Raw genomic sequence first — 20,327 nt, 5'->3', positions numbered from 1 at the left:
GTTCCAGTCATGGCAAAAGGCAGCGCGCTATCAAGCGGCTGGGGAGGCGGTGTTGTTGTTGGTGGTGGTGCCATCTGCCACAGCAGACATCGGCACACGCAGTTGCCGCGCAGCCCATAGCGCCAGCAGCAGCACAAGCGCCCCAGCCACCCAGGCCACCGCAAAGGCCGAGCGAGCACCCAAGCCATCGACCAGCTGGCCCGATGCCGCTGCGCCCAGCGCTACGCCCACATTCAGGCCGGCCAGCAGCCAGGTCATGCCCTCGGTCAGGCGCTGCGCGGGCACCAGGCGCTCGACCAGCGCCATCGCCACGAGCATCGTGGGCGCAAAACACAGACCGGCCAGCAGCACGGCACCAGCGAGCGCCGGGATGCTGCCTACCAGCAGCAGTGGCAAGGTCGTCAGCGCCGTGGCGAGCCCGCCCAGCGCCAGCTGCTGCGGCAAAGGCATGCGCAGCTGGAGCGCACCAAACAGCAGGCCTGCCACGCAAGAGCCCAGCGCATAAGCGGCCAGCACGCCGCTGGCCCAGGCTGGCTGGCCAAGCGTGCGCGCCAAGGCCACGCTCACGATATCGACCGTGCCCACGATGACCCCCATCGCCGCCATCAAGAGCGCCAGTAGGCCCACATGGGGCAGGCGAATCACCGAGACCGCTGCTCTGCCCTGCATGCAAAGCGGCTGAAGCGCTGGCTCGGTCGCGCCCTGGGCGAGCAAAGCGAATACGCCCAGCACCAGCAGACCACCGGCAGCCAGCGGCCCTGCCTGCGCAAAGGCCGCCACGCACAGCCCCACCGACAACGGTGGCCCGGCAATAAAGCTCAGCTCATCGAGCACGGCCTCCAGCGCATAAGCGGTCTGCAACTGCGGCGATCCCCGGTACAGCGCCGTCCAGCGGGCACGCAGCATCGCCGGCATGCTGGGCATCGCCCCGGCCAGCACCGCGCCGGCAAACAAGGTCCAATCGGGCAGCGGCCACCGGGTGGCCGCCAGCAGCAGCACCAGGCCGGCCACACTGACGCCGGTGGCCTGCGGCAGCACGCGGCGCTGGCCATGGCTGTCCACCAGGCGCGATGTCTGCGGCGACAGCAGCGCATAACTGAGCACAAAGGCGGCAGAGACTGCGCCAGCGAGCGCATAGCTGCCGCGCAACTGGGCCAGCATGGTGATGATGCCGATGCCCATCATCGGCAGCGCCAGGCGGGCAAGCAGCCCAGCCAGGCAAAAGCCCGTGCTGCCGGGCGCGGCAAAAATTGTTCGGTAGGTCTGGAGCATGGCTTCTTTCTGCGCCCGGCTTGCCAACACGGGCCGGGCTAGCGACAATACATACAAGGCGTATGAATAAAATCTTATATACATACGCCATGTTTGTAAATAATCATACGCACTGTATGTAAGGAGATTGCGCATGGTTCGACGCACCCGCGCCGAGATGGAAGCCACCCGTGCCAGCCTGCTGGCCACCGCCCGCCAAGTGCTGGCCGAGCATGGCTATGCCGATACGTCGATGGACGATTTGACCGCCCGGGCCGGCCTGACCCGGGGCGCGCTCTACCACCACTTTGGTGACAAGAAAGGCCTGCTCGCCGCCGTGGTGGCGCAGATCGATGACGAGATGGATGCCCGGCTGCAGGCGATCTCGGACAGCGCCGAGGACCCCTGGCAAGGCTTTCGCCAGCGCTGCCGCGCCTACCTGGAAATGGCCTTGGAGCCAGAGATACAGCGCATCGTGCTGCGCGATGCCCGGGCCGTGCTAGGCGGCGCGTCCCCCGATGCACAACGCCATTGCCTCACCGCCATGCAGGGCTTGATCAGCACGCTGATCGCGCAAGGCGTGGTGGCCCCAGCCGATGCGCGGGCGCTCGCAGCACTGATCTATGGCAGCCTGGCCGAGGCGGCGTTCTGGATTGCCGATGGGGCTGAAGGTGCCGATGGGGCCGATGGCGCAGCGCGCCTGGAGCAAGCCGCCGTGGGCCTGGATTTACTGCTGCGGGGCTTGCTGGTGCAGCCGCTGCGTGGCTAGCTCTGGCGTGTCTGTGAGATGGGCGGTGACGACATGCCTCCACGGCATATTACGCCCATGCAAGCACAGTGACTACAGATTCAGCAAGGCTGCGCCTTTAATCTGAAAGGGCAGCAAATATCCCGCTGCGCCCTTTAATCGGAGACAGAGATGACCAACCAGCAGCAACCCAACCAAAGTCCCAATGGCCAACAACCTGCCCAAAAGCAGCAGGACCAACAAAACCAGCAGCGCCCTGCCCAGCAGCAGCAGCAAGGCCGGGGCCAGAACCAGCAGCAGCAAGCGCAGTCCCAGCAGCAGTAAAAGCGGTGAAGCAGGCAGGCCGCAAGACCCGCCCAGGAAAAAACCCGCCACTGCGGGTTTTGTGTCGTATCGCTTAGGGGCGAAATTGCGTTTGGTAATGTTTCAGTGCCAATTCCACATCCTGCAGGCGATCATATTGCGGAGAGCCCATGAAGGGCTCCAGATCCCGTAAACCAATCACTTCCAGTTCCAGACGCTCGTATTGCGCTTGCGTCACCACAAGCAGGTCTTCCGCTTCTCGCATAAGACCTCCTTTCCACCTGATACCCAAACCGTAGATTCGGCTGACGATCCAGGTTCCACGACGATAGCGCCATCCACGCGTTTTGCAAAGTTCTTTTACAAGAACCAACGTTTGGTACACCCCCGGGCGTATTCAGTATTCCGGCGTTTTCCAGCTGTCTGCGGTGATGGGTCGCGTCAACTGCTCGATCTTGGCGTCGATCAGCGACAGGCGCGCGTGCTCAATGGTGCCTTCTGCCGGGTGGTCTGCCAGCAATTCGGCGCCCTGGGCTTTCAACGCATCCAAATAGGCGTCTTTCTCCTTGTCATTTCCGGTCTGCGTAGACATTCCTAGCCTCCAATGCTTTGGTGGTTAAACTGTAACAAAACTACTCCAAAACGCCAGCCAGCGATCTTAAAATTACGAAATAAGCAGAAAACGTCCTACAGCCACCCCCAGGCGTGGCGCAGACTTGTTATTTGCTTTCCGTAAGACTAACCCAGCTGATATGCACTGGGTTGATATAGAGGCTTTCAAGCCCATCCATCACCCGATGATGAGCCTGCGTCAGCGAGCCGCTTCATTGCCGCGGTAATTGACACCGCCGCTTGGGCATAGCCATCCCAGGGTGCATTTCCCTTGCGAAAGCGCGCTTCAATGGACTCAATGCCCCAGTGTGCGCCGCTGCTGACCTGGTCCAGCTCCGACCAGCCGATGGGTACCGACACACCCATACCCGGCCGCGCCCGCAGCGACCAGGCACTGACCGTCGTGGCGCCCCAGCCATTACGCAGGTAGTCGACAAAGATCTTGCCCTTGCGGTTTTGCGGGCCGCTCTTGGCCACAAAGCGCTGGGGCACGGTGGCTGCGAGGTGCTGCACGATCGCCTTGGAAAAGCCCTTGACGGTATCCCAGTCATGGCGGCGCTGGATCGGTACCACCAAGTGCAGGCCCTTGCCGCCGCTGGTTTTGAGAAAGGGCTCCAAGCCAAGCTCCTGCAGCAGCACCCGCACCAGCTCGGCCGCCTCCTGCACCGCCGGCCAGGCCACGCCCTCTCCCGGGTCCAGGTCAAAGGTCATGCGGTCGGGCCGCAGAATCTTGTCGCGCCTGGCGTTCCAGGTGTGGAACTCGACCACATTGAACTGCGCCGCCTGGACCAGGCCCTCCGCTCGGGCAATGGCCAGCAGCGGCGGGTGTTCCGGATCGAGCGACTGGGGCAGTTGCACGATGCCGGCCATGGCACGGGCCTGCAGGTGCTTCTGAAAGAAATGTTCGCCCCCCACCCCATCGGGGGTGCGCACCAGCGAGGTAGGCCGGTCTTGCAGGTGCTCCATCATCAGCGGCGCCACCTGCTCGTAGTAGCGCACCACGTCCAGCTTGGTCACGCCCGTGCTGGCGTCCATGATGCGCTCTCCATGGCTGACCTCAATGCCGCCGGTAGCGCTGGGGGTTATCTTGCAAACAGGCATGGTGGTGGTTCTCTCCCGAGTGATCTGGTTGGCGGGCTTGTCCCCGCGCAAGCCATGGAAGACCGCATGGCGCACCCGGCCCTGGCCGGTCCAGCCGGCAAAGGCGATTTCTGCGACCAGCTCGGGACGAACCCAGATGGCCGCATAGTCAATGCGCTTGGGGTCCACAAAAGGGCATGTCCTAGTCTTGATATTTTGCAGTTGCGCCGTCAGCGCGCGCAGGCTGGCCTCGGTAAAACCGGTGCCCACATTGCCGGCATAGACCAGTTGGCCGCCGCTGTCGTGCATCCACAGCAGCAATGAGCCCAGACCGGTTCGCGTGCCTTGGGGGCGCGTGTAGCCGCCGATGACAAACTCCTGGCGCTGGCCGCATTTGAGCTTGATCCAGTCCGCCGTGCGGCCCTCGCGGTAGGCGGCATCCTTGCGCTTGCCGACAATGCCCTCCATGCCCAGCGCGCAGGCCGAGGCCAACAGTTGTGCCGGGTCGCCGGCAAAAGCCTCACTGATTCGCACGCTGTTGCCCAAGCCCGGGCTGGCATCCAGCGCCGCCCGCAGCGCCGCCCGCAGCGCCTGGCGCCGCGCCTGCCAGGGCTGGGCACGCAAATCCTGACCATTGGCAAACATCAGGTCAAACAGGTAATAGACAAGGTCGGTCGTACCCTCCCCATCAAACGCGTTTTGCAGCCGCTGAAAATCGGGCAGCCCTTTGTCATTGAGCGCTACCACCTCGCCATCCAGCCAGGCGTCGTTGAGCTGCACATGCTGCAGGGCCGCTGCCAACGCCGGCATCTTGGCCGTCCAGTCCTTACCATTGCGGGTCCACAGCGCCAGCTTGCGGCCCTGTTTGCGCGCTGCCATGCGGTAGCCATCGAGCTTGAGCTCCCAGGCCCAGTCCTGGGGGTTCGGAGGCGGCGCATCAGCGAGCACGGCCAGCTGCGGCGCCATCGTGGTGGGCAAGGCAGAGGCTCGGGTTTTCGCTTTGCGGGTGGTGCCGCGCTGGGCCGCAGGCGCTGCAGCGAGTTGGGCGACCGCCGCCCGCTGCACACTGGCCACGCTGTCGGGCCGGGCGCTGACAATGTCCAACTCGCCAGCCGGGCGGGCAAAGTCGTCCGCTTCCTTGATCCAAAGCCAAGGCGGTTGGCGCTCGCCCTCCTTGCCCTTCATTCGCACCAGGGTCCAGCGCCCGCCCAGCTTGTGGCCCTGCAACTCAAAATGGAGTTTGCCCTTGCGGTAGCCCTCGTGCGGGTCAGCCAGCGGCAGCCACAGGCCTTTGTCCCAGACGATCACCTTGCCCGCGCCATAGTGGCCGGCGGGGATCTGGCCCTCAAAGCGGTTGTAGGAAATCGGGTGGTCTTCCACCTGCACGGCCATGCGCTTGTGGCTGGGGTCCAGGCTGGGCCCTTTGGGCACCGCCCAGCTTTTCATCACGCCATCGAGCTCGAGCCGCAGGTCGTAGTGCAAATGGCTGGCCCAGTGTTTCTGGATGACAAACTGCAGCTGGCCCGCGACCGATTCGCCGCCGTCGGCCGGCTCAGGGGTCTTGGCAAAGTTGCGCTTGGCTTGGTATTTGTCCAATGAACTGGGCATGCAGAGCCTCCAGGGCGCCAGGCCACTAAGCCGCACGCCGCTTGGCAGGCGTGGGCTTGCGGGCGCTGGCGGATTTGGTGGCTGGCGTGGACTTGGCCTTGGGTTTAGCCGCTGCGGCTGCCACTTTGGCTGGGGCACTGGCCTTGGTCTTGGCCGGCGCGGCCTTGGTTTTGCGTGCAGCGCGCTTGGCCTCCGCAGTCTTGGCGGCGCCAGCCAGGCTGCGCTTGAGCAAGGCCGTCAAATCCAGGATCTCGGCGCCGCCCGATACCGGCGACTCCTTGGGCGCCTGCACCACCTCTTCGACCTCGCCCGATTTGACCTTTGCAACGATGAGCTTCTGGATCTGTTCGGAGAAGGAATTGCGAAAATCATCGGCATTCCAGGCCTGGGCCTTGTCTTCGATCAACGCAACGGCCATGTCCATCTCGGCGCTGCTGATGCCTGCGGCCTTGGGCGATTGGGGCGGCAGGTTGAGCTGCTCGAACGAGCGGATATCACCGCCCCAGCGCAGAAGGTTCAGCACCAGCGCCCGCCCGCACGGCACCAGCACGGCCAGGTGCTGCTTGGTCTGGATGACGACCTTGGCCACGCCGACCTTGTTGGTCTTGCGCAGCGCCTCGCGCAGCAGTGCATACACCTTTTCCCCGCGCTTGAGCGGCGCCGTGTAGTAGGGCCGCTCCAGGTAGATCAGCGGAATGTCATCGGCATCGACAAAGACCTCGATCTCGATGGTCTGCGTGGTTTTGGGAAAGGCCGCGCTGATCTCCTCCTGGCTCAGGATCACAGTGCCCGTCTTCGTACTCCACGCCTTTGACGATATCGCTGCTGGCGATCTCCTTGCCAGTGCGCTTGTTGATGCGCTTGTAGCCCACTGGCTCCATCGAGCGTTTGTCCAGCCAGTCAAAATCAATGCCCGAATCGCGCGTGGCCGTGTACAGCCCTATGGGCACATGCACCAGCCCAAAGCTGATCGCGCCTTTCCAGATGGTTCGTGTCGATGTCGGGGCGTTGCCTTGCTGCGCTTTCATGCCGGCCTCCTAGGTATGCGGCCAGTGTGCGCGCGTCACGGCCGGACCGCTGAGAGCAAATGGCAACGCGCGTAGGGAACTTCCGACCATCTGCATGCCAGCGCGGTCTGACAAAAAGACCGCACCACCCCAATCCTGCACCAGCCTCAGCTGCCAACTCGCTTGGATGACTCCATGCGCGGGCGCACAAATCCTACAGACCTGGGGCGCGGCAGCAGCGAACCTAGTAGGCATACGACCGAGGAGCACGACATGAGCAGCACCAAGCCAGACACCCAGCCGGAAACCGGTACCGACAGCCGCACCGACACCCGGCCCGCAACCCAACCCAGTTACCCCGAAGACGAAACCATGGATCCCGTGGGCAAGCCCTATCCCGAGCAGGAGCCTTTGGCACCCGAGCCGGGCGAGGACCCGCCCCACCCTCCGTTCTCACCCAGCACCGAGCCCGACATTCCGCAGGATCCCGAATCCGAGCGCGTCATCAGCCCAGAACCGCTGGATCCCTGATGGCCAGCCTCTTGCCAGTGCCGCCGCATCTGCCCGCCAATGCGGCGCTGTTCCTGGACTTCGATGGCAGCCTGGTGCCCATTGCCCCAACGCCAGACAGCATTGCCGTGCCTGCCGGGCTGGTGCCGTTGTTGCGCGATCTGCAGGCACTGCTGGGCGGCGCGCTGGCCATCATCTCCGGGCGGGAGATTGCAGTCATCGACGCCTTCCTGCAGCCCTTGCAATTGCCCTGTGCCGGCGCGCATGGCGCGCAGCGCCGCGATGCCGCAGGCCACCAATGCGACGACGCGCCAGGTGATATTTCTGCAGTGATCGACGCCTGCGAGCAATTGGCCCAGGCGCACCCAGCGCTGTATGTCGAGCCCAAACAAAGCGGTGTTGCCCTGCACTACCGCCGCGATCCATCGCTGGAGGACCTGTGCCTGCGCAGCCTGCAAGCGATGCTGGCCCACAGGCCGCAGTGGACGCTGCTGCGCGGCAAGCAGGTGCTGGAGATGCTGCCGGTGGGCGCGAGCAAGGGCCGCGCCATCCAGGCCTTTATGCAGGAGCCGCCGTTTTCCGGCCGCACGCCATTTTTCTTGGGTGATGACATCAGCGATGAAAGCGGCTTTGCCGCTGTGCTGGCCGAGCGCGGCGTCGCCATCAAGGTGGGCGCGGACGTAAGCTGCGCCAGCCACCGCCTCGATGGCGTGGAGGCCGTCTACCACTGGCTTCAAGCCGCGTGCACGCAGCAACGCATGCTGAGCGCGCTGCGCCGGCCGGCGGAGGTGCAACCATGAGCCGTCTGGTCATTGTCTCCAACCGCGTGGCCGATCCGCAGGATGCGGCGCCCGGTGGCCTGGCCATCGCGCTGGAAGAGGCGCTGCAGCGCCACGGCGGTCTGTGGTTTGGCTGGGGCGGCGCGGTCACGGAGCAGTCCCCAGCGCAACCCTCCATCCGCCCATGGGGCGCCGTGACCGTCGCCACGACCACGCTGGAGCGCTGCGACCATGACAGCTACTACAGCGGCTTTTGCAACAACGTGCTCTGGCCGGTGTTCCACAATCGCCTGGATCTGGCTGCATTCAACCCCAGCTTTTACGAAGGCTACCAGCGTGTCAACCGACAGTTTGCGCAGCAGCTGCTGCCGTTGCTGCAGCCCGATGACGTGATCTGGGTGCATGATTACCACCTGATGGCGCTGGCGTCTGAATTGCGCGCGCTGGGCTGCCAGCAGCGCATCGGCTTCTTTCTGCACATCCCATTCCCGCCGCTGGTCGCCCTCGGGGCAGTGCCCCAGCACAAGGCATTGATGCAGGCCTTGATGGCATTTGATCTGGTGGGCCTGCAAAGCCGGCAGGACCTGCAGCATTTTGAGAGCTATGTGCTGGCACAGGCAGATGGCCGCATCAGCCACCGCCACCACTACCGCGCCCACGGCCAGCAAACGCGCTGCGAGGTATTTCCGATCGGCATCGATGCCCGCGCCTTTGCAGCGCTGACGGACACCCCCCCCGCCCAGCAGGTGCAGGCGACACTGGAGCAGGAATACCGCCAGCGCCGCCTTGTGGTGGGTATTGACCGGCTCGATTACTCCAAGGGCCTGCCCGAGCGCATCCACGCCTTTCGCGATCTGCTCGAGCGTCACCCGGCCCACCGGCGCAGCGCCACCCTGGTGCAGATCGGCTCGCCCACCCGCGAGCACCTGCTGGCCTATGCAGCGATCCGCCGCCAGTTCGAATCGCTGTGCGGCGCCATCAATGGCGATTTTGGTGAGCTCGATTGGATGCCCGTGCGCTACATGCACCAGGTGCTCACGCGTGCCCAGCTGGCGGGCCTGTGCCGCTCGGCAGCGGTGGGCCTGGTCACGCCGCTGCGCGACGGCATGAACCTGGTCGCCAAGGAATTCATTGCTGCCCAGGACCCGGCTGACCCCGGGGTGCTGGTGCTGTCGCGCTTTGCCGGTGCGGCCGAGCAGCTGCAAGAAGCCCTGCTGGTCAATCCCTATGACGCCCACAGCACTGCCAACAGCCTGGACCAGGCCCTCCAGATGCCGCTGGCCGAGCGCATCGAGCGGCACCAAAAGCTGCTGGCCCGCATCGAGGCCGAGGATGTGCACTGGTGGTGCCAGCGCTTTTTGCAGGCGCTGGACCAGTGCCAGCCTGCGATGCCGCGTAAACCGCGCTTGTCTGTGCCAGCACACCGCCTCGTTGCCGCCGCGGATGGCGAGCTGCCGATGACCCGCCCCACGCGGGATGGCAGCTTTCCCTATCTGCGTGTGGTGAGCGGCAGCGCCCCCGCACCACGCCCGGACGCTGCAGCAATACGCATGGGCCGTTGAACGATGAATGCCTCTACCGAACTTGAAGATTTTCTGACCGCCTCCGAGCCGCAGGAGCCCGCAGAGATGCTGCGCACCTTGGTGGCGCAGCGCCTTGACCGGTTGCCTCTGCCCGGACAGGGCCAGACCCTGGCGCGCTGGCGGGCGCTGGCGGCTGTGGCAGCCAGCAACCTGAGCCTGGTCAAGTTGTTTGAGGGCCATACCGATGCGCTGGCCACTCTGGCTGAACTGGGCGCGCAGGCGCCGGCAGCGGCGCGGACCTGGGCCGTCTGGGGCGCGGAGCCGCCGGGCAACCGGGTGCAGGCCGTAGCGCTCAGCGCCAGCGATGGCCTAGCCCCCGGCAGCAAGGTGCTGCTGACCGGCACCAAGGCCTGGTGCTCGGGCGCGCAATCCGTGGACCATGCGCTGGTGACCGCCTGGCTCTCCGATACCGAGCGCTGTCTGGTCGCCGTCAACCTGCTCCAGCCCGCAGTGCAGGTCAGCAGCGATGGCTGGCAGGCCGTGGGCATGGCCGACAGCGCGAGTGTGGATGTGCAGCTGCGCAACGCCACTGGCACCCTGGTGGGCCAGCCCGGTGCCTACCTCAGCCGCCCGGGCTTTCAGCATGGGGGCGCCGGCATTGCAGCGTGCTGGTATGGCGCCAGCGCCCGCATCGCGGGCCAGTTGCTGCGCACCTGCCGCAGCCATGCAGAGCCCCATGCCTTGGCCCACCTGGGCGCGGTGGATGTGGCGCTCTCGGCCACAGCCGCGCTGCTGCGCGCCACGGCAGCCCATATCGATGCCCAGCCTGACCAGCCCTGGACCCGGGAAGTGAACCGCACCCGCCTGGCCGCCGAGGCCACAGCCCAGCAAGTGCTGCAGCATGTGCCGCGCGCGCTGGGCCCGGGCCCTTTTTGCAAAGACAGGTCGCTCGCCTTGCTGCTGGCGGATCTGCCAATTTTTATCCGCCAAAGCCATGCGGAGCGCGATCTCGCCGCTCTCGGGCAGGCCATCACACAACAGGAGAATAACGCACCATGGAAGCTCTGATGTCCCGCCATATCGAGGGAGAAGGCACCCCCGAATTGCAATGGCAGTCCTGGCTGGCCCAGGCCCCCTTGAACACCACGCCTGCCGATGCGCTGCTGCAGGGCTGCCAGCGGGTGGTGATTGTCTCACCCCATCCCGACGATGAGATTCTTGCCACTGCCGCCATCATGCAGTACTGCGAGGCCAACGCGCTGCCCTGCACGGTGATCGCCGTCACCTCGGGCGAAGCCAGCCACCCGGGCTCGCGCCTGTGGACGCCGGACCAACTGGCCCAAGCCCGCGAGCGCGAAAGCGCCCAGGCGCTGGCCCTGCTCTGCCCGGGCAGCCAGATCATCCACCTGCGCATCCCTGATGGGCAGGTACAGGACCACCAGCCCCAGCTCGAGTCGCGCCTGCAGCAACTGCTGCGCGCAACGGACGCCGTCTTCTGCCCGTGGCGCTATGACGGCCACCCGGACCACGAGGCCACCGGCGAGGCCTGCGCAGCAGCCACAGCCGATGTGGGCAGCCGCTTGTTTGAGGTGCCAATCTGGACCTGGCATTGGGCCAGCCCCGGAGACCAGCGCGTGCCTTGGCAGCAGGCCGTGCGCATGCCGCTGAGCGCCGAGCAGCTGGACCGCAAATGCCTGGCGCTGTCCTGCTTTCGCAGCCAGTTGCTGCCTGACCCGTCCACGGGCAGACCCCCAATCCTGCCCCGTTGGGCCACGGCGCGCCTCTTGCGCAACTTCGAGGTGATCTTGCGATGAACCAGCGCCAACACTTTGAACAGCTCTACCAACGCTCCCCGGACCCCTGGGCCGTCAAGACCGCCTGGTACGAGCGGCGCAAACGCCAGCTGCTGCTGGCATCGTTGCCGCGCGAGCACTACCGCTATGCGTTTGAGCCCGGCTGCGGCAATGGCGAAACCACGATGGCGCTGCTCGAGCGCTGTGACCAACTGATCGCCGCCGACTGTGCCGAATCGGCGGTGCTGCTGTGCAACGCCCGCATCCAGCGCGAGGACCGGCACCAGCTGCACCTGCAAAAGCTGCAACTGCCGCAGCAATGGCCTCAGGTGCCACCCGGCGGCTTTGATCTCTTGGTGGTTTCCGAGCTCGCCTACTACCTGTGTGATGCCGATCTGGCGTTGTTCATCGAGCGCTGCCTGTCGTGCCTCGCGCCGGGTGGTCATTGGCTGATGTGCCACTGGCGCCACCAGGCGCCCGACCTGCTGCAAGCCGCCGATACCATCCATGCGCAGGTGGGGGCCAGCGCAGCGCTCAAGACTGTGGTGGAGCACCGCGAGACTGATTTCTTGCTAGAGGTTTGGGAAAGACTGTGAGCACCCGATGATTGGTATCTGCATACCCGCCCATGACGAAGAGGAGCTTATCGCGGCCTGCCTCGAGAGCGTCGCCCGCGCCAGCCTGCACCCCGACCTGGGTGGCGAAGACGTCAAGGTTGTCGTCGTGCTCGACAGCTGCAGCGATGGCAGCGCTGCCATCGCACAGCAATGGCCTTTTGTGACCCTGCACGTCAGTGCCCGCAATGTGGGCCGCGCGCGGGCCGCAGGTGCGCGCCATCTGCTGCATCACCAGGCGCGCTGGTTGGCATTTACCGATGCCGATACCCGCGTGGCACCCGATTGGCTGGCGGTGCAGCTGTCGCTGGGGGCCGATGTGGTCTGCGGCACGGTGGGGGTCGACAGCTGGGAGGCGCACGGCCTGGATGCACCGGCCGCGCGTCTGCGCTTTGAATCGAGCTACCAGGATCGCGACGGCCACCGCCATGTGCATGGCGCCAACCTGGGCCTGTCTGCCCATTGCTACCAACAGGCGGGCGGGTTTGACGCGATGGAGTGCGGCGAAGACCAGGCGTTGGTGGACCGCCTTGCCGCCCTGGGCGCGCAGATCGCCTGGAGCGCCTTGCCACGGGTGCTCACCAGCGGCCGGCCTTTTTCGCGCGTCGAGCATGGATTTGCGGGGGCCATTCGGCTGGCAACCTAGCACGTGCTGCGCTAAGGCAGCCCTGCACACAGCACCAAAACTGCCCTCAAGGCCTGATGTGCCGCCAGGCGCTGCAGCAATCTGCCCAAAGCCATCGCTGCGGCAGCAGGCCACGGGCAAAAACACTACAGCCAGTCAGCTCAAATCTGTTGACATTCCTCAGACAGCGCCTACACCGCGAAGCAGCCCTTCGCGGCGATCATGGAGCTATCCAAGAAAGGAGTTCGTCATGCAACACCAGCCATCATTTCCGATGCTGACCATGCCAACCCGACCCTTAGTCGCGCAGCGTGGTGAGAAGCAAAACCGCTATGTTCCAGCGGTGTCCACTGATATCAGCAAGACCTTCGAAAAGTACCGCCGCCTCGCTGCATTGCAAAACGCCAAGCAGCTCGCCACCTAGTCTCTGTTCCACGCCGAGTTCGTGCATCTCCTCCATCCGGTTCAAGCTTGCATGAACGGCTTTTAGCGAGCATCGGCTTTCTTGCACCTGCCTGCGGTATCACCCAGGCCTGGCTACCGGCACCACAGCCCGCCCACTGGCGGGCTGTTTGCCTGGGATTGCGTCTGGGTTCCGGCTCCTTTGGTCGCAAAAGCGCCCGGTACCCGCATGGCAATGCGACATCCCAGCATGCTCTGCGCCCAGCGATGGCGTCTCTGGCATGTGCCAACGGCGCGGCAAGCGGCGCAGGCAGTGCCTACCCAAAGTGCCAACGTAATACATTGTGTGGGCCGGTTTAAGGTCATTAAAAGGAGTACTGTGGGTCGAGGCAATCCATCTTGATCTGCCGCAATAGACCGGAGGTCTACATGTTCAAATTCTCAGCCTATCCCCCTGCGTCGTTTTGGGATACGTCCAAACTGATGCTGCACAGCGCGGGGGTGCCAGCGCCGCAGGAGCAAGACAAGAAACCCCCTGCAGACAAAGATCGCCCCGGCCAGGACCAGCAGATCGCGGCGGTACATGCCTTCAAATTTCTATAACCGGGGGACGCTGCAGTCCAAAGACCTGACCGCCGTTGCGCGGTTTTTTTCTTGGTGGATTGCGCTGTCGTCACCGTTGGCAGCACTGGCCCTGCTGTGGCCCCTACCGATACGGGCGGGCAACTACGCAACCTGCATCCTCGACCATGCGGAACAAGTGGGAAGCGACGCTGCTGCCAAGGCGGTATCGCAAGGCTGCTTGGCAAGCTACCCCGCAGGGATGGAGGCGGTAGGACAAGGGTCAAGAAACGGCGGCACAGACTTCCGCTCCGGAGCCCAGTGTTCAGCCCGAAAAGCGCAAGACACGCGCAGCGAAATGGCCGCCTACCAGATCAAGCGGGCTTGCCAACGGCTGTACGACCATCCTGATTTCGCATTACCCGCAGCCATCGCTGTGCCGTAGCGCTCTGGGGTGTACCGTCGCTGCCACAGGATGGGTTGCCTTTTTGGGAGCCGGTGCCCACCCTGGGCCCTGACCTGGATTCTTCCTGCAATTGGACTTCTCGCGCACGGAAGTCAGCTTTGTGCTATCCTGAAATATCCGATCAGGGCATGCTTGCCCCTTGATTCGTCAAAGTGCAAAGTGCTCAAGGCGCTGTGCACACCATCCTAGGCAAGCCCTCCAAGCCACAATAAATTCCTAGGGTCGGCTTTTCCCTCTTTCGCATTTATTTCTGGCGCTTCATGCTCCACCGTGTCAACGTGTGGAGCGCGCACCCATGTTTCATTTTTTTAAAGACACTAACAAAATTTCCCGTTACTTCATCTCGCCAGGCGTGTGCGAGCAGCCAGACGGAAAGTTCCAATCCGCAGTCTCATTGAAGTCCGGCCAGGGCTCAGTAGCGCAAGACACCGTGTACACCTTCTCCAAGCTGTTCGAGACAGCGCAGGAGGCGGTCGATCACGCCAAGCAAGAGGGCATGCAGCTTGCCCTCATGAAATAAGGCCGCAGGCCATCACCAAGGACATCCGTTGAGCAAAGAAGACCTTATCGAAATGCAGGGGAAGATCGAAGAAATTCTTCCAGATGCCAGGTATCGCGTGAACCTGGACAATGGACACTCCCTCATTGCATATACCGGTGGCAAGATGAGAAAGCACCGTATCAAGATCATTGCAGGGGACAATGTGACTATCGAAATGTCCCCTTACGATCTGTCGAAGGGTCGAATTACGTTCCGGCATCTTGCGCCTCGCACAGGAGCCGCCACCGGCTCCAAGCAGTTCCGCAAGCGATAGACAGACAAGCAACCTTTAAGGAGCTTGGCTCTGCCGATCTATAACCGCCTCCGGGCGGTTTTTTTCGTCCACTGCAGGCCCCGGGCTGCAATCTCGCCGCTGTGAGCCATGACATGCACCACCGAGCAAGCCAGCGCCATGGCGCGCTTCAGTCATCAGGCTCGGTGACAGGCCCGCGAACCCCGGTGGCCCGCCTTCAAGGCGCTAGGCTTCGAACCAATCCACATCCAGGCAAATCGCGTAGTGCCGCTTTTTCCCGTCCGCCGCCGTTCCGCCACCGCCGATATATGCATCGCAGGATGTGACTTGGGCATGCAATCCCGCGCCATGCAACATGACTTTAAAGGGCATCAGGTCTCTCGCGGACAGCTGACCGATGCGCAGCCCATCCACCACCACTGACACGGCCTTGTCGGAACTCGCCTTGCCGTCTTCTGGAACAAGAAACGCGATGCACTCCCGGTTGGCGTTTTCACCAAAGGTATTGCCTGCGACTCGTGAGATGTTTGCCGTATAGCTGCCATCGTCGGCAATTTTGACCGTCTCCCCTCTGGCCCAGTGCTTTTTTGATATCAGGTCTTCCAATCGGACCGAGCCCTCAACAGGGCGGCTGAGACGCCCAGGCGCATTCGGCGGCCCCCTCGACAAAAGCCAGTACGCAAAGTACGACAGCCAACACATGAAGAAAAACAACAGTATTTGCCCATAGCTCATCTTGTTCCTTTACCTGAAGCTGTGAGTCAGGCTACCCCATCGCCAGGGCGATGGAGCGAGAGCAAGTAGATGTCCTTCAAGTAGGCGCTTCCCGCGTTTACCAATTGGCTAGGCACCTCATCCATGGCGCCGACTGCCATCGATAGCCATGCGAACCGTGCTCGGCGAAGCAGCGCGGCCCGCATCTGGCCCGCGGCACAACACAAACCCCAACGCCAGAGCGAAGGGCCCTCGGCCAACGCCTCTGATTTGCCTGCATGCGGGCTCGGGCGATTCGCTGCGTCGTCGTCGTTGCCACGAGCTCGCAGCTGACCGCAAACGACGCCTTGCGCCGCATGCCCATCGGCATCCATCCCACGGCACGAGGGTATTGCCGACAGGCCCAGGAAACCGACTTAAAATGCGAATAATTCTCAAATGCATCCGCTTGCCGCCTGTTTGGCACCGCCTCCCATGTCTGCCATTCTCGACATCCAGCTTCTCTACACCGGCCACCACCAATGGCTGCAGCAGCGCCTGCAGCACCGGCTCGGCAATGCCGCCGATGCGCAGGACATGGCGGCCGACACCTTTGTCTGCGTGCTCACCAGTGCCACGCCGCCCGAGGCCATCCGTGAGCCCCGGGCGTTTTTGACGACCATTGCCAAGCGGCTGCTGATCAACCACTGGCGCCGCCGCGACTTGGAGCGCAGCTACCTCGAAGCGCTGGGCGCCCAGCCCGAGCCGCTGATGCCCTCGCCCGAAGAGCTGGCGGTGCTGCAAGAGACGCTGGCCCATGTGGCCCATGCGCTCGACGGCCTGCCGCTGCCGGCCCAGCAGGCCTTTTTGCTCAGCCAGCTCGATGGTCTGGGCTATGAGGCCATCGCAACGCGGCTGGGCATCTCGCACAGCACCGTGCGCCGCCATATGGCAGAGGGCTTTCGCCGCATTGCGCTGGCCCTGGCCAGGCAGGATGCCGGCATTACCGCACCAGTGCGCAATGCAGCACCTGCGATGGCGACCCGCCTGAGCGCTGGATGACGGCAGGCCCCGAATCCGCGCTGGACCCGGTCAGCGAAGCGGCCGTGGAATGGCTCGTGCAGTTCCACTCGGGCGAGATGACCGAGGCCGACCATGCCCGCCACCGTGCCTGGCTCGCCGCCCACCCCCAGCACCAGGTGGTCTGGCAGCGGCTGAGCGGCAGCCTGCATGCGCAGTTTGGCGCGGCCCGTGCAGTGGCCGCCACCCCGATCGGCGATGTGATGGGCCAGGCCCTCGTGCATGCCCAGCGCCGGGGCAGCAGCCGGCGGCGTTTGCTCAGCGGTGCGTTGGCCGTTGCCGGCGTGTCCACCGGGGCACTGCTGTTGGCCGACCGCCATATGCCGCTGCGCCAGATCACCGCCGACCTGCGCACCGGCACGGGCGAGCGCCATGCCTTCACCCTGCCCGATGGCAGCGAGCTGCTGCTGGATGCCCGCTCAGCCGTGGACCTGGACTTTGGCGCGGACCGCCGCCGGGTCAAGCTGCGCCAGGGCGCGCTGCTGGTGCAGGCCCAGCCCGCCAGCAACGGCCTGGCGCCGTTGGAGGTGCTGAGCCCGCACGGCCGCATCCAGGCGCTGGGTACCCGCTTTGCCGTACGGCTGGATGAGGCCGCTACCCGCGTCAGCATGCTCGAGCACGCCACGCGCCTGACGACTGCAGCCGGTGCCAGCCAGGTGCTGGAAGAAGGCCGAAGCGCGCGCTTTGATACGCTGTCGATCGCTGGCGACGACACCAGCCCGCAGGCAGCGGCTGCCTGGCAGCGCGGCATGCTCGAAGTGCACCACCAGCCGCTGGGCGAGGTGGTGCAGGCGCTGCGGGCCTACCGCCGGGGTTTTGTCCGCATCAGCGCCCAGGCTGCGGCGCTGCGGGTCTATGGCAACTATGCGCTCGATGACAGCGACCGCGCCTTGGATGCGCTGGCGGCGACCCTGCCCATCACGGTGCGCGTCTACCAGCGCGGCTGGCTGGTCGTGATCGAGGCGGCCTGAGGCGCACAGCCCTGTCCGGACAGGTCTGTTCGGGATGGGGCTGCAGCGCATCGGCCTCGCCCCCCAAAAATAAATGAACACTTTTTTGTGCTCGCTCTACATACCTTGGAAGCCTCGATTTTTCCCTCTGCATCTCCAAGGAATCTATGCCACTTTGCCGCTCGCCCGCCCTGCCCACTGCGCATATGGGCGCACTCGCACTGGCCGCCGCACTCGCCTCCGCCATCGCCTGCAGCTTGCCTGCCCAGGCCCAAACCAGCCACCCGGCCGCCGTCCAAAGCTATGACCTGCCTGCCCAGCCGCTGGGCAGCACGCTGGCCCGCATTGCCTCGCAAAGCGGCCAGCAAATCAGCATGGATGCCAGCCTGGTGCAAGGCCGCACGGCGCCGGCCCTGCGCGGCAGCTATGCCCCTGAGGACGCAGCGCGCGACGCGCTGGCCGGCAGCGGGCTGGAGCTGGTCAAGATCGACGGCGGCACCTGGGCATTGCGCGCCGCGCCCCATACGGGAGCCGGAGCCGGCGCCACGACCGTCAGCAGCGATGCCGCCGCCGCTGGCCTGACGCTCAACGAGATCCGCGTGACCGCGCCGGCCATCCGCAGTGCGACCACCGAGCAGACCGGCGCCTACACGCCGCGTGCCGTCACCATCGGCAAGGGTGAGCAGGCGCTCAAGGACATCCCCCAGTCGATCAGCGTGGTCACCCGCCAGCTGATGGATGAGCAAAACGCGACCTCGGTCTACGATGCGCTGGGCAGCACCACTGGCATCACCTTGCTGCAAAGCCCGCAAGGCGGCAAGTACATCTACTCGCGCGGCTTCAGCATCGCCACCATCCAGTATGACGGGGTCAATGTGCAGCGCCTCTATGGCCGCGCCAGCAACTACCAGGGTGGCACGGCCATCTATGACCGGGCCGAAGTGCTGCGCGGCTCGGCCGGCCTGCTGCAAGGCGGCGGCGACCCGAGCGGCGCCGTCAACCTGGCGCGCAAGCGCCCGCTCAAGGAAGGCGGCGTCACCGTCACCGCCAAGGCCGGCTCCTGGGACCGCTATGGCGCGCAAATCGATGGCAGCGGCGCGTTGAACGCCGAAGGCAGCCTGCGCGGCCGCGCCGTCATCGATGTGGACGACCAGCACTCCTTCATCGACTATGCCAACCAGCGCAATGGCACCCTGTACGGCACCCTGGAGTACGACATCTCGCCCCAGACCCAGGTCAGCGTGGGCGCAAGCTACGAGTCCTTCAAGGGCCGGCCCTTTATCTCGGGCCTGCCGCACTACAGCGATGGCCGCGACATCGCGCTGCCCCGCTCCACCTACCTGGGCGCCATCTGGAACCGCCAGAACAACCATACCCAGACGCTGTACGCCGACCTCTCCCATACCTTCAACAGCCGCTGGCGCGCCAAGGTCTCGGCCCTGCATGTCAAGGAAGCGCTGGACATGAAGTACGCCTCTTCCCAGCGCGCCGTGGCCGCCGCCACCGGCCTGGGCGCCACCGTCAGCAACCTGACGCAAGCCGACCAGAGCGCCTCGGGCCTGGATGCGAGCCTGGTGGGCGACTTCAGCGCCTTGGGGCGCGAGCACCAGCTGGTTCTGGGCACGAGCTACAGCCAGGGCAAGGTCACCAGCGACTACAGCTCGATGAGCCCGGCGGTGCCGATCAATGTGTTTGACCCGGACCCGTTCCGCACCGAGCCCAGCGACGAGGCCATTCGCTATGCCAACACCGAGCGCACCTTGGGCAAGACGCGCCAGGCCGGCGCCTATGGCGCGCTGCGCCTGCAGCTGAGCGATCCGCTCAAGCTGGTGTTGGGTGGGCGCCTGGGCAGCTACAAGACCGACTTCGACACGATCACGACGACGACCGGCACCGTCGTCGCCTCATCCACGCACCAGGACAACACCCGCTTCATGCCCTTTGCCGGGCTGATCTATGCCCTCAACCCGCAATGGTCGGCCTACGCCAGCTATGCCGATATCTTCAACCCGCAGTGGTCGCTCAACGCGGCGGGCCAGAACTTGAAACCCATCCAGGGTGCAACCTATGAGCTCGGCCTCAAGGGTGAAATCCTGGGCGGCCGCGCCAACACATCGTTTGCGCTCTACCGCGTCGACCAGAAGAACCGCGCCACCGAAGACGTCGCCTCCGGCCCGGACTGCCGCGATGGCTACTACTGCTACACCGACGACGGGCGCGTGCGCAGCCAGGGCTTTGATGCCGAGATCAGCGGCGAGCTGAGCCGGGGCTGGAACCTGTTTGCCGGCTATACCTTCAACCGTAACACCTACAAGCGCGATATCAACAACGAAGGCCTGGACTTCAACAGCTACACGCCCAAGCACCTGCTGCGCCTGTGGACCACCTACCGCCTGCCCGGCGACTGGAACGCCCTCACCATCGGTGGCGGCGTCAACACCCAAACGGCCTCTTACCGCAAGATCGGTGCGATCAACCTCCATGCCCCGGGCCGCGCCGTCTGGAGCAGCTATGTGCGCTACCAGATCGACCCACATTGGCAACTGAGCCTGAACCTCAACAACATCTTCAACAAGCGCTACTACTCGTCCATCGGCAGCCTGGTCAACAGCAGCCACTATGGCGAGCCGCGCAACGCGATGTTGACCTTGCGCGGCTCGTTCTAAAACCCGCCTGCGCAGATGGCAGGCGAGTTTCGCCAACGCATGGCCTGGCTGCACACCTGGAGCGGCCGGGTCGGCATGGTCTGCACAGTAAAACAAACTGGACGCTGCCACGTCCAGCGGGCCGCGGGGGCCCAACGGCCAACGCCAGCCCGGCTACCGCCTGCCAGACAGCAGCCATAGGCATATACGGCATTTCCAACTGTTCCGGCCATTTTCAAGTCCCTCTCCATAGATCCTTAGGAGTAACCGAAGCATCAGCCAT

21 protein-coding genes and 1 pseudogene are annotated in these 20,327 nt (G+C 64.5%); 16 read left to right on the top strand and 6 right to left on the bottom strand.

What is annotated here, in order from left to right; genetic code table 11:
• Positions 1–30 precede the first annotated feature (30 nt).
• The gene (locus N4T19_RS01810; RefSeq protein ID WP_260719294.1) at positions 31–1,272 is read right to left on the bottom strand and encodes an MFS transporter; all 1,242 of its coding nucleotides are present in this window, start codon (positions 1,270–1,272) and stop codon (positions 31–33) included.
• Positions 1,273–1,405: 133 nt separating this feature from the next.
• Between N4T19_RS01810 and N4T19_RS01805 the strand changes: the two genes are divergently transcribed.
• Together N4T19_RS01805 and N4T19_RS01800 are read left to right on the top strand one after the other, a co-directional pair.
• A complete protein-coding gene (locus N4T19_RS01805) occupies positions 1,406–2,020 on the top strand; it encodes a TetR/AcrR family transcriptional regulator (protein WP_116925189.1) in 615 nt (204 codons plus the stop codon).
• 150 nt (positions 2,021–2,170) lie between these two features.
• On the top strand, positions 2,171–2,323 hold the full coding sequence (locus N4T19_RS01800) for a hypothetical protein (protein WP_165841144.1): 153 nt from the start codon (positions 2,171–2,173) through the stop codon (positions 2,321–2,323).
• 73 nt (positions 2,324–2,396) lie between these two features.
• Here N4T19_RS01800 and N4T19_RS01795 read toward each other — a convergent pair whose 3' ends face one another.
• The 4 genes and pseudogenes from N4T19_RS01795 to ku form a co-directional block, all read right to left on the bottom strand.
• Positions 2,397–2,567, bottom strand: a complete 171-nt coding sequence (locus N4T19_RS01795) for a hypothetical protein (RefSeq protein ID WP_021028205.1) — start codon at positions 2,565–2,567, stop codon at positions 2,397–2,399.
• Positions 2,568–2,699: 132 nt separating this feature from the next.
• Positions 2,700–2,894, bottom strand: a complete 195-nt coding sequence (locus N4T19_RS01790; protein ID WP_021028206.1) for a hypothetical protein — start codon at positions 2,892–2,894, stop codon at positions 2,700–2,702.
• A 185-nt stretch (positions 2,895–3,079) separates the two neighbouring features.
• Positions 3,080–5,602: a DNA ligase D gene (gene ligD, locus N4T19_RS01785; protein WP_260719293.1), complete on the bottom strand. Its 2,523-nt coding sequence runs from the start codon at positions 5,600–5,602 to the stop codon at positions 3,080–3,082.
• Between the two features lie 25 nt (positions 5,603–5,627).
• Positions 5,628–6,630 (bottom strand): annotated as a pseudogene (ku, locus tag N4T19_RS01780) (non-homologous end joining protein Ku).
• Positions 6,631–6,882: 252 nt separating this feature from the next.
• Between ku and N4T19_RS01775 the strand changes: the two are divergent.
• The 11 genes from N4T19_RS01775 (at position 6,883) to infA (ending at position 14,697) form a co-directional block, all read left to right on the top strand.
• Complete coding sequence (locus N4T19_RS01775; RefSeq protein WP_116925186.1) at positions 6,883–7,140, top strand: hypothetical protein; 258 nt, start codon at positions 6,883–6,885, stop codon at positions 7,138–7,140.
• On the top strand, positions 7,140–7,919 hold the full coding sequence (gene otsB / locus N4T19_RS01770; RefSeq protein WP_260719292.1) for a trehalose-phosphatase: 780 nt from the start codon (positions 7,140–7,142) through the stop codon (positions 7,917–7,919). The genes N4T19_RS01775 and otsB overlap by 1 nt, the downstream gene beginning before the upstream one ends.
• Positions 7,916–9,460, top strand: coding sequence for an alpha,alpha-trehalose-phosphate synthase (UDP-forming) (locus tag N4T19_RS01765; protein ID WP_260719291.1), 1,545 nt, complete (start codon positions 7,916–7,918; stop codon positions 9,458–9,460). The genes otsB and N4T19_RS01765 overlap by 4 nt, the downstream gene beginning before the upstream one ends.
• Positions 9,461–9,463: 3 nt before the next feature.
• Positions 9,464–10,489 (top strand): acyl-CoA dehydrogenase, encoded by a 1,026-nt coding sequence (locus N4T19_RS01760; RefSeq protein ID WP_182345435.1) that lies wholly within the window; start codon positions 9,464–9,466, stop codon positions 10,487–10,489.
• The gene (locus N4T19_RS01755; RefSeq protein WP_116925182.1) at positions 10,477–11,235 is read left to right on the top strand and encodes a PIG-L deacetylase family protein; all 759 of its coding nucleotides are present in this window, start codon (positions 10,477–10,479) and stop codon (positions 11,233–11,235) included. The genes N4T19_RS01760 and N4T19_RS01755 overlap by 13 nt, the downstream gene beginning before the upstream one ends.
• Positions 11,232–11,810, top strand: coding sequence for a class I SAM-dependent methyltransferase (locus N4T19_RS01750; RefSeq protein WP_182345433.1), 579 nt, complete (start codon positions 11,232–11,234; stop codon positions 11,808–11,810). The genes N4T19_RS01755 and N4T19_RS01750 overlap by 4 nt, the downstream gene beginning before the upstream one ends.
• A gap of 7 nt (positions 11,811–11,817) precedes the next feature.
• On the top strand, positions 11,818–12,474 hold the full coding sequence (locus N4T19_RS01745; protein ID WP_260719290.1) for a glycosyltransferase family 2 protein: 657 nt from the start codon (positions 11,818–11,820) through the stop codon (positions 12,472–12,474).
• Positions 12,475–12,703: 229 nt separating this feature from the next.
• Positions 12,704–12,877: a hypothetical protein gene (locus N4T19_RS01740; protein WP_158400602.1), complete on the top strand. Its 174-nt coding sequence runs from the start codon at positions 12,704–12,706 to the stop codon at positions 12,875–12,877.
• Positions 12,878–13,438: 561 nt separating this feature from the next.
• Positions 13,439–13,861 carry a hypothetical protein gene (locus N4T19_RS01735; RefSeq protein ID WP_260719289.1) on the top strand — a complete coding sequence of 141 codons (423 nt, stop codon included), beginning with the start codon at positions 13,439–13,441 and terminating at the stop codon, positions 13,859–13,861.
• Between the two features lie 316 nt (positions 13,862–14,177).
• Positions 14,178–14,402 (top strand): hypothetical protein, encoded by a 225-nt coding sequence (locus tag N4T19_RS01730; RefSeq protein WP_116925179.1) that lies wholly within the window; start codon positions 14,178–14,180, stop codon positions 14,400–14,402.
• 28 nt (positions 14,403–14,430) lie between these two features.
• Entirely contained in the window at positions 14,431–14,697 is a 267-nt protein-coding gene (gene infA, locus N4T19_RS01725) for a translation initiation factor IF-1 (RefSeq protein ID WP_116925178.1), read from the top strand.
• Positions 14,698–14,901: 204 nt separating this feature from the next.
• Here the strand turns inward: infA and N4T19_RS01720 are convergent, their stop codons facing one another.
• Positions 14,902–15,411 carry a hypothetical protein gene (locus N4T19_RS01720; protein ID WP_182345430.1) on the bottom strand — a complete coding sequence of 170 codons (510 nt, stop codon included), beginning with the start codon at positions 15,409–15,411 and terminating at the stop codon, positions 14,902–14,904.
• A gap of 453 nt (positions 15,412–15,864) precedes the next feature.
• Here N4T19_RS01720 and N4T19_RS01715 point away from each other — a divergent pair, with 453 nt between their 5' ends.
• The 3 genes from N4T19_RS01715 to N4T19_RS01705 all read left to right on the top strand — a co-directional run bounded on the left by N4T19_RS01715 (position 15,865) and on the right by N4T19_RS01705 (position 20,065).
• Positions 15,865–16,431 (top strand): sigma-70 family RNA polymerase sigma factor, encoded by a 567-nt coding sequence (locus N4T19_RS01715; protein ID WP_260719288.1) that lies wholly within the window; start codon positions 15,865–15,867, stop codon positions 16,429–16,431.
• Positions 16,428–17,420, top strand: a complete 993-nt coding sequence (locus tag N4T19_RS01710; protein ID WP_260719287.1) for a FecR family protein — start codon at positions 16,428–16,430, stop codon at positions 17,418–17,420. Before N4T19_RS01715 ends, N4T19_RS01710 begins: the two co-directional genes overlap by 4 nt.
• Before the next feature lie 185 nt (positions 17,421–17,605).
• Positions 17,606–20,065 carry a TonB-dependent siderophore receptor gene (locus tag N4T19_RS01705; protein WP_260719286.1) on the top strand — a complete coding sequence of 820 codons (2,460 nt, stop codon included), beginning with the start codon at positions 17,606–17,608 and terminating at the stop codon, positions 20,063–20,065.
• Positions 20,066–20,327 lie beyond the last annotated feature (262 nt).

The sequence above is a fragment of the Comamonas squillarum genome (assembly GCF_025309455.1).
In the GTDB taxonomy this organism is placed as follows: Bacteria; Pseudomonadota; Gammaproteobacteria; order Burkholderiales; family Burkholderiaceae_C; genus Comamonas; species Comamonas squillarum.
The sequence above is the reverse complement of the archived record's forward strand: the minus strand, read 5'-3'. Positions and strand labels throughout refer to the sequence as shown.

Bases quoted from the DNA above. Each gene is read 5' to 3' on its own strand.
- N4T19_RS01740 (WP_158400602.1), top strand. From the start codon at position 12,704: ATGCAACACCAGCCATCATTTCCGATGCTGACCATGCCAACCCGACCC.
- N4T19_RS01800 (WP_165841144.1), top strand. From the start codon at position 2,171: ATGACCAACCAGCAGCAACCCAACCAAAGTCCCAATGGCCAACAACCT.
- N4T19_RS01760 (WP_182345435.1), top strand. From the start codon at position 9,464: ATGAATGCCTCTACCGAACTTGAAGATTTTCTGACCGCCTCCGAGCCG.
- N4T19_RS01795 (WP_021028205.1), bottom strand. From the start codon at position 2,567: ATGCGAGAAGCGGAAGACCTGCTTGTGGTGACGCAAGCGCAATACGAG.
- N4T19_RS01750 (WP_182345433.1), top strand. From the start codon at position 11,232: ATGAACCAGCGCCAACACTTTGAACAGCTCTACCAACGCTCCCCGGAC.
- N4T19_RS01775 (WP_116925186.1), top strand. From the start codon at position 6,883: ATGAGCAGCACCAAGCCAGACACCCAGCCGGAAACCGGTACCGACAGC.
- N4T19_RS01805 (WP_116925189.1), top strand. From the start codon at position 1,406: ATGGTTCGACGCACCCGCGCCGAGATGGAAGCCACCCGTGCCAGCCTG.
- N4T19_RS01745 (WP_260719290.1), top strand. From the start codon at position 11,818: ATGATTGGTATCTGCATACCCGCCCATGACGAAGAGGAGCTTATCGCG.
- N4T19_RS01730 (WP_116925179.1), top strand. From the start codon at position 14,178: ATGTTTCATTTTTTTAAAGACACTAACAAAATTTCCCGTTACTTCATC.
- N4T19_RS01705 (WP_260719286.1), top strand. From the start codon at position 17,606: ATGGGCGCACTCGCACTGGCCGCCGCACTCGCCTCCGCCATCGCCTGC.
- N4T19_RS01810 (WP_260719294.1), bottom strand. From the start codon at position 1,272: ATGCTCCAGACCTACCGAACAATTTTTGCCGCGCCCGGCAGCACGGGC.
- N4T19_RS01765 (WP_260719291.1), top strand. From the start codon at position 7,916: ATGAGCCGTCTGGTCATTGTCTCCAACCGCGTGGCCGATCCGCAGGAT.
- N4T19_RS01755 (WP_116925182.1), top strand. From the start codon at position 10,477: ATGGAAGCTCTGATGTCCCGCCATATCGAGGGAGAAGGCACCCCCGAA.
- N4T19_RS01710 (WP_260719287.1), top strand. From the start codon at position 16,428: ATGACGGCAGGCCCCGAATCCGCGCTGGACCCGGTCAGCGAAGCGGCC.
- N4T19_RS01790 (WP_021028206.1), bottom strand. From the start codon at position 2,894: ATGTCTACGCAGACCGGAAATGACAAGGAGAAAGACGCCTATTTGGAT.
- otsB (WP_260719292.1), top strand. From the start codon at position 7,140: ATGGCCAGCCTCTTGCCAGTGCCGCCGCATCTGCCCGCCAATGCGGCG.
- N4T19_RS01720 (WP_182345430.1), bottom strand. From the start codon at position 15,411: ATGAGCTATGGGCAAATACTGTTGTTTTTCTTCATGTGTTGGCTGTCG.
- ligD (WP_260719293.1), bottom strand. From the start codon at position 5,602: ATGCCCAGTTCATTGGACAAATACCAAGCCAAGCGCAACTTTGCCAAG.
- N4T19_RS01735 (WP_260719289.1), top strand. From the start codon at position 13,439: ATGCCTTCAAATTTCTATAACCGGGGGACGCTGCAGTCCAAAGACCTG.
- N4T19_RS01715 (WP_260719288.1), top strand. From the start codon at position 15,865: ATGTCTGCCATTCTCGACATCCAGCTTCTCTACACCGGCCACCACCAA.